General features: G+C 52.0%; 7 protein-coding genes. 2 read left to right on the forward strand and 5 right to left on the reverse strand.

Annotation, left to right across the window (positions count from 1 at the left end; genetic code table 11):
* Positions 1–128 precede the first annotated feature (128 nt).
* Both darT and darG read left to right on the forward strand, forming a co-directional pair.
* Entirely contained in the window at positions 129–773 is a 645-nt protein-coding gene (gene darT / locus ABD931_RS05135) for a type II toxin-antitoxin system toxin DNA ADP-ribosyl transferase DarT (protein WP_345264625.1), read from the forward strand.
* Positions 773–1,834 (forward strand): type II toxin-antitoxin system antitoxin DNA ADP-ribosyl glycohydrolase DarG, encoded by a 1,062-nt coding sequence (gene darG, locus ABD931_RS05140; RefSeq protein WP_345264627.1) that lies wholly within the window; start codon positions 773–775, stop codon positions 1,832–1,834. The genes darT and darG overlap by 1 nt, the downstream gene beginning before the upstream one ends.
* Here the strand turns inward: darG and brxC are convergent.
* From brxC to ABD931_RS05165, 5 genes are all read right to left on the reverse strand, one after another.
* Positions 1,821–5,363, reverse strand: coding sequence for a BREX system P-loop protein BrxC (brxC, locus tag ABD931_RS05145; RefSeq protein ID WP_345264629.1), 3,543 nt, complete (start codon positions 5,361–5,363; stop codon positions 1,821–1,823). The genes darG and brxC overlap by 14 nt on opposite strands.
* Entirely contained in the window at positions 5,363–5,980 is a 618-nt protein-coding gene (locus ABD931_RS05150) for a BREX protein BrxB domain-containing protein (protein ID WP_345264631.1), read from the reverse strand. The genes brxC and ABD931_RS05150 overlap by 1 nt, the downstream gene beginning before the upstream one ends.
* Positions 5,977–6,600: a BrxA family protein gene (locus tag ABD931_RS05155; RefSeq protein WP_345264633.1), complete on the reverse strand. Its 624-nt coding sequence runs from the start codon at positions 6,598–6,600 to the stop codon at positions 5,977–5,979. Before ABD931_RS05155 ends, ABD931_RS05150 begins: the two co-directional genes overlap by 4 nt.
* Before the next feature lie 129 nt (positions 6,601–6,729).
* Positions 6,730–8,787 (reverse strand): hypothetical protein, encoded by a 2,058-nt coding sequence (locus ABD931_RS05160; RefSeq protein WP_345264635.1) that lies wholly within the window; start codon positions 8,785–8,787, stop codon positions 6,730–6,732.
* Entirely contained in the window at positions 8,784–12,356 is a 3,573-nt protein-coding gene (locus ABD931_RS05165) for a hypothetical protein (protein WP_345264637.1), read from the reverse strand. The genes ABD931_RS05160 and ABD931_RS05165 overlap by 4 nt, the downstream gene beginning before the upstream one ends.
* Positions 12,357–12,475: the final 119 nt, after the last annotated feature.

Below are 12,475 nucleotides of genomic sequence, written 5' to 3' on the forward strand. Positions count from 1 at the left end.
GGGAAATTATAATGGTCAGGTCAACAAATCTGCCTTCATCTGTAAATTCGGTTTTATCTTCGCGGCACTGACTGCATCGCCGTATGGACTGAACGAGATTGCCTGTTGGTGATGTAATGGTGAGTTATATGCCCGGACAAATTCCGAAAACTGTTTGGATTTTTCGTATCATACCTGAGCAGAATCTGCCAGGTATATTGCAACAGGGCATATTGACACGAAACGCAGCGACCCACGACCCCAACTATGTTTTCATCGGCGACAGTCAGCTAACTGCTGACCGGCATGACTTTTCGATACCACTACCCGGTTATGGAAATCTGGGAGATTATGTGCCCTTTTACTTTGGCCAGCTTTCACCCATGCTACTGAATATTAAGACCGGTTACCGGGGAATAACAAAGCGGCCACAAAGTGAAATAATATACCTCTGCATCAAAATAGATAGTATACTTAAGGCGGGTTTACGTTTTGTCTTTACAGATGGTCACGCCAAAAATCAGTTTACGAGTTTCTATACGTCGCTGGACGATTTAGATAAAGTTGACTGGGAAGTCGTTAAAAGCAGACACTGGAAAAATACAGAAAATGACTATGATCGTCAGCGAAGAAAACAGGCGGAGTTTCTTGTTTACGAGCAGGTTAGCCCTGAGTTGATAGATACAATAGTTGTATTTAATCAAGAAAAGTTTAACTTTGTAGAAGATTTAGTACGGCAGTATGGCCTGAATATACGGGTACATATCGACACTAAAGGAGCGTTTTATTACTAATGATTCGATACGTAACAGGTAATCTTCTGGACGCTGATGCGCAGGCCCTTGTCAACACTGTTAATACGGTGGGGGTAATGGGAAAAGGAATTGCGTTACAGTTTAAAGAGCACTTTCCGGCAAATTTCAGAATTTATAAGAAGGCCTGCGACAATAAAGAACTGGCACCCGGCAAACTGCTCGTAACACGGGAGCAAACAACCACCGGCGAAAAGGTAATTATTAACTTCCCTACCAAAACAGACTGGAAGCGGAAATCGACGTATGCCTATATTGAAGCCGGCTTGCAGGAACTGGCGCGCCTTATTCGGGAAGAGCAGCTTACGAGCATAGCCCTTCCTCCGCTGGGGTGTGGTAACGGGGGCCTAGACTGGGATAAGGTCCGTCCGATGATGGAGCAGTATTTGGGTGACCTGAATGCCGATATTCAGATTTATGAGCCTAACGAGGCCGTTAAATCCGTTTTACAACAGCAAAATACTCGTAAAAAAGTGGAGCTGACTCCGGCCAGGGCTATGCTGTTGTACGCTATGTTTTCCTATGAGCGTATGGACGAAGCCGCAAGCTTATTCGTCGCCAATAAACTGGCATACTTTCTACAGCGACTGGGTGAGAATCTTCAGTTAAAATTTGTTGCGCACCATTACGGCCCGTATACCAATCAGGTAGAACATGTGCTGTACTACCTTAATGGTACTTACCTGACGGGTCTGGAGCAAAAGAGCGCAAAGGCCTTTGAGCCCCTCGTACTGAACTACGATAAGTTGGACGAGGTTGTTGAGTACATTAGACATAATTTGAGCCCGGCGCAGCAGCAACGGCTACAAAATCTTACCCGGCTTATTGATGGCTTTCAATCGGCCTTATCGCTAGAGGTGTTGGCATCCGTCGATTATATTCTGAACGAGCATGGCCCATTATCCGTCCCTGAGGTTTATGAGCGCATACAGTCCTGGTCTGACCGCAAAAAGCGCATCATCCAGGAACGACACATAAATATTGCCATGAACCAGCTTCAGGCCTACAGGCAAACCGGCTTACACTACGCTATTTCAGAATAATCACCTTGTTTTCTTTTAGCTGCGCCAGCCAGAGCTCCCGCAGTTTTTTCAGATAAGTCTCCATTTCGGCTTCGGAGCTAATCTGACTGGGCAGTCCCTGTTTGCCGTACTCAAAGGTCACCGGCTCCCGAACGGTACTGCCCGGCGTGGCCTGCTGGTTCGCGTGCGAAATCAAATTCTGTAGTTGCTCGGCTTTGAAATCGCCAAGGCGGGCCAGTTTCAGTTCGAGTTCGGTCAGGCTATCGAGTTTACCCAGGGCGCGGAGCGTCTGGTCGCGGTCGGCCAGGATATGCGGGTCGGTTACGCCATAGTCGGTTTTCTGCTGCTCCAACTCGGCGAACGCTGCTTCGTAGGCATCCTGCACCCGCTGCCGAAGGCTGGTGACCTGGTCGCCGAGCGCTTTTTTTAAGGCCTGATACCGCTTTCGGTTAGCCGGAAAGGTGTCCTGAGGACGGGTGTTGTCGGTTAAATCCTGCTGGAGCTCCTGGGCTGACTGCCGGGTGGTTGCGTCCAGGGCCGCAAAGTTACCCGCCTGCTGTTCTACAAACTGCCGCATATCGGCGTATTCCGCCAGCCGGTCCTCTATGAATTCGTCCAGTTCCTTGGCTTCGTCGCATTGCTGCCGCAGGGTATCGGCCTGTTGCACCAGCAACTCAAACAGGTCTTTCGGGTTGCGTTTGCCGGCGAGTGTCCGGATTTTTTCGGCCAGAGTTTGCAGCGAGGGCGCAAACGGTAGTTTAGCATGTCGGGTAGCCAGGGTACTCCAGCGGTCAGTTTCCTGCTGCAGGGTTTCTTTAATGGCCGCCTGCACCGCGTTGGCATCGGGCGCCAGGTTGACCGTCAGGTTGAAAATACGCCCGTACGCCCGGATGGCATCCTGAATCAGGCCGGGGTCCAGGGCTTCGGTGGTGCGTATCAGGATAACTCCCCGCTCGGTGGATTTCAGCGCCTTCTCAACAAAATCGGTGGGCGAGGTCATGGGGTTGCCGTGGTACTCAAATTCTTTCCGCTTTTTGCGGTAAAGGTGCAGCAGCACATGGAGCGTGGCCAGGTCTTTCCAGCCAAAGGGTTTCTCCTCAAAGGCTTTAACGATGTCAGCCACGGTAGCCTTACCGCCCCGCTGGTTAATCCAGTCGTCTACCCGCTGCTCGGCATCGGTCAGCGTATTATCTGTGCTGAGTTGGTTCAGCGTACGAGCAGCGGCCCGTAGCTCATCATTGGCATGCGCGTACGAACCGACTTCCGTCTGGTATTTATATACCGCCTTAAACAGGCGCTCAATTGCCGCCTTCAGCCGCTGGTCGGGCTGGGTGCCCGTCAGGTCGCCCGGATTCAGGCGCTGCTGACCAGCCAGAATGGGCGTTTGGGCAAAGCCGGCTTTAAGCCGGGTCAGCAGCGATGCCTGCCGGGCCTGATTGCGTTTTTCAAACTCCCGGAGTGTATCGGCCTGTGCCCCGGCGGCCGAGTTGTAGTACAGGCCCAGGTACTTTTGCGTTTGCACATATTGGTGGAAGTCGACCGCAAAGTCGCGGTCGTTTTTCAGCCAGTCGTTCAGGCAAACGGCCAGTTCGTGAGCGGGCTGGTTCAGCGCCAGGGTGGCCGGGTCGGCGTCTTCCAGCACAAAAAAGCGAATCAGCACGTCGCCAGCCTGGCCGTAGTCTTTCTTATCGACCCCGTACCCGAGCCGGAAATTGTTCTTGCCGAAGGTATAGCGGGTTTCGCGGTTCAGGTTCAGTTCGTTCAGAAACACCTTATGCCAGGCATCGAGCCGGTCGAGTTCCAGAACCGTAATCGACTTTATCTGGTTGGCTACTTCTATTTCTTCTTCCTTGAAGAATTTGAACTGCCCGTTTTCATCCTGGTAGATGATGTTTTCCCGGATAAGCACATCAATCACCTGCTGCGCCCGGTTGGCCAGGTCGAGCCGGTTATCGTCCAGACCGGTCATGAGCAGCGTTACCAGGTAATCGCGGGTAGCCGGGAAGTGCCGGGCCTCGGTACTGGTGAGGTTAGCCAGCATAAACAGGGCTTTCAGGACCCGCTCGGCAAAGGGGATATCGGGCAGGCGGTTGTTCGGGTTCTGCACAATTAACCGGGCCCGGTATACGCTCTGCCGGGCCGAGTGCATGAGGTTGGTCTCGAACAGGTCGTTGAAGAACGCATCAAACGGAACAAACTCACCCACCGGCTGGTCGGCCAGCGTTTTCACCGTTGCGTGGGTGATACCCAAAACCGACCGTTCGTTGTCCTTCACTTCTTTAATCACGTAACCAATCTGACTGAAAGACTCAAACACCTTCATAATCAGGTGGAACTGGTACGGCACAAACGGATATACCCGGATGAATTCGTCTTCGTTGGAAAACCCCCGGTACGACGATGCTCCCGCAAAGTGAAACTGGTTCTGAATGGCGTGGTGATGCTGCTGGTAAAGCTGTTTCAGTTCGGCTTTGCCGGTATCATTCTTTTCGAGAACCCGTCGCTGGGTAATGAGTTCGGCATCCTTGCTGTCCAGGGCAATGCGGGTTTCAAACCGGCCTAAAATTTTGCCGATAGCGTCGGTGTCGGCCCGTACGCTGCCCGCCACATCTTCCAGGGTTTGCTGGGCCGTACAGGCTAGCCACACCTGCCGGTTACAGCTTTTTTCGAGGGCCTCTACAATGGTTTGCAGATTCAGCAGCAGGTTAATGTCTGAGCCGATATACTGAGATACCTCATCGAGCAGAAACACCAGCCGGTAGTTGGCCGGTTTGGTACGAAGGTACTCCTGCAATTCCGGAATCAGCGTATCCTCAATGGTGATGGCGTCGGGTTGTCTGAGTTTCTGAAAGAGCGTTTCCGCATCCAGCGCCGGGTCAAACTGAGCTGCCAGCTCTACCAGTTTCCGGCCGTGCAGCGCAAACAAATCGGCCGCTTTGTCGGGCCAACTTTTCTTGTACCTGTCCAGAACGGCATCTTTGAATGTCTGGAACGTACCGGTTTGGGCCAGGTGCTTTTCCAGATAAAGTGCCAGCGGAATGTTGGTACTGTTGAAGCCCCGGTGCTTGTTCAACTGTTTCAGCAGCATATGCAGAAACTTGTCTTTGTTCTGCACATTATCGGGCGAGATGGCCTCCACGTTGAACATGATGACCTCCGTGCCGGAGCCGCGCAGTTTAGCCAGCAGGTTCTGTGCGTTTGCCGGAGTAGCTTCCGTGAGCGGTTTTCCCTTGCTCAACGGCCGGATACCTTGTTCAATAAAATGCGCAAAAGCCTCTTCCTGATAGCGGTCGTTGAGGCAGTAGTTAATGAACTTCAGAAAGTGCGATTTTCCGGAACCGTAGTAGCCGTTTATCCAGATACCGGTCTTAACGGCTGCTTTTCCGGCCAGCGTGTTCAGTAGCTTAAATAGCTGTTCAGTGAGGCCGTCGGTGAAGACATACTCGCGAATTTCGGTCTGGATAGTTTCTTCATCTAAATTATCAACGACCACGGCGGGGTTAATCCGACGGTCAACGGGTTTGAGGAAAAGGTCTTTAATATCTGGCATTACAACATAGCATTGAGGTGAACGGCGCGGTATAAATGTTCGTCATGCAGTTGGTTAAACAGCACGTACTGTTGCTGGCGATACGAGCCCGGATAAAAAACCAGGAGTTTATAGCCATCCACGTATTTTTCAAATTTGTTCAGAAACGAGCTAACCCGCAACAGGGGGTAAAGACTACCAAAACCATGCAACAGCACAAAAACACGGGGTAGTTTGGCCGGGAGCTGCAGATAAGTCCGGATGTGGTTGGCGACAAACGCAATGAACGCACTTTCGCCGGCCTTTTGCCGGAGCAGTTCTTCGACATCGCCGGTAAAGCCTTCGTCCCGCTCTTTGTCAAGGATTAGGTCCAGCAGGGTTTCATCGCCGTACTGGTCGCTTCGCAGATACGCCAGTAACTGCTCAAACAGATTGACAATAAGCACCTCATTTTGGCCGTACGGGCGTAGAAGGCGGTCGCCGAGTGCATCAATCTGCGTCCGTACGGCGTACTCCTGCGTAGGGTCGTAGGTAAACAGATACACCGGAAAGAACAGATTACCCGTAGCCGGGTCCTGAAAGGTGGCGTCGGTCAGCTTCTGGTATAGTTTTTCAAACGTATCCGTCATGGTAGTCATAGGCCCAGGCGTTGGCGGTCGGCGTGGGTGAGCAATCCGGCATCCAGCATCCAGTCGTCGCCCAGTTCCTGAAAAAAACGCCAAATGTACGCAGGAGCAGCCGGGGTTGATAGCTGATTGTGCTGAATTAATTGCGCCTGCTTCATCATCAGCATGACAATCTGGGCCAGCTTCCGCCGGGTTTTCTCGGTCAGCCGCTGAATAGGGGCGTGTTGCAGGGCAAGCTCATCCAGATAGCGCTCGAAATCGCTCCGGCTCAGCGGTAGCAGCCGGCTCTGCCAGCGCGGCACAACCACGGCAAACATAAAGTCGTATATCAGCCGGTAGGTCTTCAGGCAGACGTAAAACAGTACCAGTTGCTGGTGTTGTTCGTCGGTCAGCGTCTGGAAGAAATCCCACACGGCCGGACTGACGGCTTTGTATCGTTTTACAATTTCGGCGGCTATTTTTTGCCGGGCCACTTCCGAGTTGATTTTCAGGGAGCCGGCATCTTTTTTGGCCACGGCGGCCACTTCATCAACCGGCACCTGCTGCAATAAGGCAAGTACCGCCAGGGTTTCCTCCCGCAATAGGGCACCCGTTGTAAATGAAGCAGAATACAGCGTTACCGGTGAAGGCATAGGTAAAGGCAGAGACACAGAACAATGGCCAAAATTGCAAAAATTTAGCCAAACCCCATTAGCAAAAACGCCAGCCGGCCGCCAGGGGCTATCAGCGCACTGGTGACCGGCTGGTAAAGGTAATATCGGCTATACCGGCAAAGAAGAGGCTGGATTTAGCTCCCGATGCAGCCGGATAAGGTCGAACGGGAAAGGCAGTACCGTATACTGGTTCTTCCGGACGAACGTAACGCACAGCAGCGAGAGCATGGCCGTTAGGTAGGCCCGAGCCTCTTCTGAGTAAAGGTGCAGTTGATACAGGTGATGGCCGTGTTCTTCCTTACCGGCGGTGCTGTTTACTCCGCTGACGACGTAGCGCCCGCTCGCGGGGCTGAACCAGATGCCGCCGGCATACACACTGATGGCAGGCAGGCTGCGTGAACCGGCAACAGACCCGCTTTCTTTGATAGGAAGCAGCACCTCGTAATCGGGCATGGCCATTACTTCGGTACGTTCAATTTCGATGACGGCATCGCCAATCAACACAAATTGGCCCCGTTCAAGGGCCTCTTCCTGTTTGTCGGATTTAATGTAGGGGTGCCGTTCCAGAAAAGCTTGCTGTATCATACCCAGGTCGGTGAATTGGTCGGCCAGGACCTGCTTACCCTCCTGTGTGCTTAGGTCCGTGAACTGTAGGCTACCGTCGTTAAGCGTTAGAAGAACATTGTCGGTCATAAACCCCCATTTGCCGGCAAGCTGGTGTAAAAACGGCAGGCTATCGGTGACGGATGAGTCTGCGCTATGCCGGCTGATGACCCACTTCAGGTAAAGCTCGTTTATACTGACTTCCAGCTTCAAGTCCAGTTGACGTCGTTTTTTGGCTTCCAGGCGATGTTCTTTTGACAGAGCCTTGTACTGGTTGCTTTTGTAAGGGGCCAGGGCACGCGGAAACGAGTAGTCTAAATAATGCTCCGCGACAGTCAGACCCTCCAGGGCATTCATGTTCACGTTCAGCGATTGCTTTACCGTGTCGCCGAGTGTGCTGTATAGCACGGGATAGGGGTCAGTATACCCGCTACAGGCCAGTAATCCGACCGGCTCGTCAGTACCCTTATCCCGTGCAAAGGCATCTTTATGCACATCCTGCAAAATCAGTAGCGGGCGTGACTTGTCGACAGTCTCTTTATCAATCGCTTCGACGCTCAGGCGTTTCGGACCCTGCGAAGTCGGAAAGTCGTAGGTCGTCAGCCAGTCCAGATACGGCTGGAGCGGTACTGTTTTGTTCAGCCGGTTGTCCAGCACCTGAACCGGTGGTAGCTGGTAAAGCGGCAGGTTGACCGGTCTGACCTGTTGCCGGACCATAGTTTCGAAAGCGGTTGAGACAATAAAGCCGTAGGATTGCAGAAAAGCCGTCAGGCGTTGCTGAATCCGATGGATGATGTACGAGCGCGTTTCTTCGTACTGCGCATTTGAATACCAGGCTACCCCCGGCTTCACGCCAGCCTTTGTTGTGGATTTGTACAGAGGCTTCTGAAATGGCTCAATTTTCGATGGCCGTAGTTGACGCAGGTAGGTCAACTCCCCGCTGTCCAGTTGTTCGTAATAGGTTTTGTTGTCCCGTGCCCAGGCGTTGGGCTTGTCTTTTACCTTCGCAAAGAAGCCGGCAGATACATCGAACCGCAACAAACTCCTGTCTGCCATCTGTTCAACAGACGGCTTTAGGTCAAGCGCCGTAAACCAGTCCTCATTTCCTTTGGCCCGGACGAAAAATTTGCTTTGGCATACCCGGCGTTCCTGCTCATTGGTACTGGCCTCATGAAAACAAAGCGCCAGTAGTAACTTAATCCATATTTTGGATGGTAGCTCATCCCACGCAACCGGCTCATATAGTATCTCTTCTTCCTTATCGAAGGTGAACAGCCAGGGCTTTGGTTGTTCACCCGGCTTCAGCACGGTATACAGGCTGCTGGTGGGCCGGTCGTGGGTGAAGTAATAGAAAGGGCGGTCGAACTGGTCCTTGTAATTGTTGGTAAACCTCACAAAGAAGTCACTTTTTGAGAAACGGCGGTAGTCATCCTGCCGCTTCGTCAGGCGATACCGCCAGAGGGAGTAGCGTTCAGTAAGTTTGGTCCAGTTGGCGGGGTTTTCAATCCAGAGTTGGTTCGTAATTACGTTAAGGTGCTTTTCCTTTAGCCTGGAGCGGGTCATTTTAATAAAGTGGTTAAACGGTTAAACGATTCGGTTAGCAGGTTGGTGGAGAGGGCTCCGGTCAGCACGATAATCGATGCCTCTCCCCAGGTTTTAACGGGCTTGAACTGGCAGTCGTAGAAGCGCAGCGCACCGGTGGTATCGTGCCTGACGTTCATAATAATTAGCCGGCACGGTTCTTCTGCCGTAGCTTTATAGTGGGCATTAATAGTGTGCCATTTGGCGACCATCTTCGTTTTGAAGCGCTCTTCGTTTAGTTTAGGATGGTAGAGCGGGTCATCGGCGGGCAGAGCAAAATGGCGCAGGGTTTGCGGGCCGTAATTTTTACAATCAATCAATATTGGTCGGTTGACTATTTTCAAATCGGCTACCTCAAATAACTCGTCAGGTATCTCGTCGGCCGACGTAGCGATTTTGTTGAGGGTAAGCAACGCCCGAATTAACTCTTCACCAATGGCTCCGGTCAGGATAGCCTGATAGACGTACGGCAGAAAGTATTGACCCTGGTCCAGAAAGGCCATTTCGTACCCTCTGATACGGAAATGATTCATCAGGGCTGGGTACTCCAGGGCGTGAATTGGTTCGTAAATCGCGTTGAGCGACCAGGGGCTAAACTCGGGTGAAGCAGTTTGCCAAGGCGCAATTTTCAGCCGTTGACTGATGAGCAATCGTCCCTCATTGGCGTAGTTGGTGCGAAATACTCCGCCAATTTCCGTCAGCAGCCTGCTTTGGAAGTCATGCCGTAGTACGTCTTCCCGCAGTTGCTCCCATCGCCTTCTGGCATCGGAAGGCTGTCTGTTTTGCCGGTATTGGCTAAGCTCCCGCACCAGCCCGTGAATCCGCTCCCGGACCTGCTCGTTTGCCCGGCGGATGTCCAGCACCTGGTTGGTGACGTTCCGGCGTTGGGTGGGCAGTTGGCTCTGAATGGCCGTTAGCAGGCGAACAATATTGCCGGAGGCCAGCGATAGAAACTGTTCGTAATCATCGGCAAATTCCTCCTCGCCGGCAAAGCGGGCCAGTGCATTATACACACCGGCGTCGAGCCGGATAACCTGGTCGGCTGTCGGTTGCCACACCCGTTCTATGCGGCCGAGGGCCTGTACAAATACACTGACCTGATTAATGACGCCGTCTGAAGAAGTAAGATAGGTATTGTTAAAGGTGTTGATGGTACGAATGCTGTTCAACTGAGCCCTGGCCTGAGGCTCTGAAATACATTTGGCATTCAGCAGTTTCATAATCCCGTACACATCTCGCTTGATAACGGCCCGTTCTTCCGCTAGTGAGAGCGGGTTGCCGGCGGCATCGGTGTGGTGGGTGCCGCCGAAGTAAAAGTAGGGGCTATCGAGTAAGTGGATGTGTGTGAAGTCGCGACGGGCTTCCGGCCGGTTTGCCTGCCAGTCGTCCTCCTGTACGAAGTACTGTAAATTGACGCCATTACCGGCCGATGGGTAGGTGGTTATAACCAGCACGGGTTTATTATCCCAAAAAAGGCTGTTGTACTGCCGGGCCAGTTCGTTGTCGAGCCGAAGCGTCTGGCCTAAATCGGCATCGTAAAACACCACATGGCAATCCAGTTCTTTACCAGTACGTTCGTCCCTGTAGTGTACATCAACCAGACGAAATGCAGCATTGTGCTTTGATTGGCCGATGGGGGTAGCCGAAAACCAATTGTCTTCGTTTTCGCGGGCTGTGTCCAGCAGAAACTGAATATGTTTGAGCGACGAGAAAAACAGCAGGTGCGTAGGCGGAGATGCGGTGGCAGGTTGACCGGCAATCCAGGCGAGCGTTCCGAAGAAATGCTGAACGCGTTTGGTGCGCTGTTCCCGTTTGGCTCCCTGCTTACTAAAGGCCGTTGGATTCCGCTGGATGATAGCTTTGAGTTGGCGGCCCAGGGCCGAGGATGAGTCCAGCGGTTGCGCCAACTCCCAGCGAATCGCATTATTACGTGCGGCTGCTTTTTCGCTGGTGGCTGTCTGAATGCAGGTAATATCGTCGGTACTCAGGGGGAGTGGCTGAAACGATTCTGCCGGCCGAAGAGGATGACGCATGCCTTCCCAATCGAAATTGCGTAGTACGCGCCGAAGGTGGGCCGTTGCCGATAAGCCAAATACCAAATGGTTACGACATAGTTTGCGAATGATGGCTTCAGGGCTGCTACTGATAGAGAGGTACTGAAGGGTAACCTCTTCGGGGTCGGTAAGTTGACTGCGGTCTGCCTCAATCTCAAAAAAACCAAATCCATTCGTCAGAAGGTCCCCGTAGTTGGTCTCACATAGTTCATACCGTCTGCCTAGTTGTTTAATACGACGGACTTCACCCTCATACACCGTGCGGGCGAAACATTGCCGAAGCAGTTCAGGGTATATATCTTCATGCGTCTCTTCAAGCCAGGCAAACAACCGGAATATGTCATTGGCCGCTCTGGTTACAGTATTCAGCAGCCGGAATGCGCCCTGATTAGTCGGCTCAGTGCATAAGTCGAACGAGTATTTACGACGTTCTCCTATCCGGAGATAAACCGGAGCGTTAAAGAGCGAGAAGTTCGATTGAAAAATAGCCCGGTGCCGTAGCTCATCGTCAGCCGTAACGAAATGGTTGATAGCGGGGAATGGGATACCCTGCTCGTCTAAACTCTTAATTCGAGCTAAAATTTTATCGATTTCCTCCCGAACAGGTTGCCATCGGGGTTCCCTGGCTAAGTAATCTTTATAACTCATCTTAGGCATCGACATTCGCTCGTAGAATGTCTCTACCAGCCCAAAGGGGTCGCTCATGCCCAGGTCTTCGCTTAAGAGCCCCAGTAAATCAGATTCCAGGAAGTCAAATTCGTCGAACACGAAGATGTACCGTTCCCGCTCGGGTGCTGACCAGTTTCCCAGATGAATTAGACGGCGTCCGTCATAGAAGCCCCGGAACGCCTTATGGAGTGTAACCAGAAACAAACAGGTTCCGGCTTCTTCCTGAAAGGCAACGTAGGGGAAAAGTGTACGCCAAAAAGGCAGACTCGCCAGATCGGTGGCTTCTTTGGGCGTGATGGCCTGGTTGGGTAGCGGCTTCTGGGTAGCCAGTTGTTTAGCGAACGTAAACAGATTTTTAAGGGGTGCGAAAATTTCTCTTGTTTTTTCTTCCAGGTCTATTACCCCTTCATCGGCCAGCCAGTTTTGCTGGGTCAAGCGTCCGTATTGGGTGATACGCTGACCTATTCCGCCATGATGAATGGGTATCATCCCGACCCGGTTCCATTCATTAATTAGGTTTTTAGTTGCCGGGAGATGCCAGAAATCGGCTAACGTACCGTCGGTCAGCACTGCCCTGAGTTGGTCTTTGTCCTGTTTTTGGTAGAAAATCGGTAGTTGCCCCGGCTTAAACTGGCTTTGCATTTCGTCGAGCAACTGCCGCCGGTTAGCTACATAGACAAATTTGGTGCCGGCGGGGTGCTGCTCCTGGGTAAGCAGCCGGGCAAAGCTGCTCGTTTTGCCAAGTCCCGTCCCGCCCAGCACTAATTTAAGACCGGCTTTATGCGCATCAATAGCCCTCTTGTAATATTGTCTGTAAAGTTCTGACATGCCTTAACAGGTATTTTAGGAGAATGCGCTGCTATTTTCATGCCATTAAGAGAAGTGCTTGAAAGTACTGAAAAATGAATGTAAGCTTGTCAAATAATGAAAATATTATTTCAAAACTG

This window comes from Nibrella viscosa, assembly GCF_039541875.1.
Taxonomy (GTDB): Bacteria; Bacteroidota; Bacteroidia; order Cytophagales; family Spirosomataceae; genus Nibrella; species Nibrella viscosa.

Bases quoted from the DNA above. Each gene is read 5' to 3' on its own strand.
- darT (WP_345264625.1), top strand. From the start codon at position 129: ATGCCCGGACAAATTCCGAAAACTGTTTGGATTTTTCGTATCATACCT.
- darG (WP_345264627.1), top strand. From the start codon at position 773: ATGATTCGATACGTAACAGGTAATCTTCTGGACGCTGATGCGCAGGCC.
- brxC (WP_345264629.1), bottom strand. From the start codon at position 5,363: ATGCCAGATATTAAAGACCTTTTCCTCAAACCCGTTGACCGTCGGATT.
- ABD931_RS05150 (WP_345264631.1), bottom strand. From the start codon at position 5,980: ATGACTACCATGACGGATACGTTTGAAAAACTATACCAGAAGCTGACC.
- ABD931_RS05155 (WP_345264633.1), bottom strand. From the start codon at position 6,600: ATGCCTTCACCGGTAACGCTGTATTCTGCTTCATTTACAACGGGTGCC.
- ABD931_RS05160 (WP_345264635.1), bottom strand. From the start codon at position 8,787: ATGACCCGCTCCAGGCTAAAGGAAAAGCACCTTAACGTAATTACGAAC.
- ABD931_RS05165 (WP_345264637.1), bottom strand. From the start codon at position 12,356: ATGTCAGAACTTTACAGACAATATTACAAGAGGGCTATTGATGCGCAT.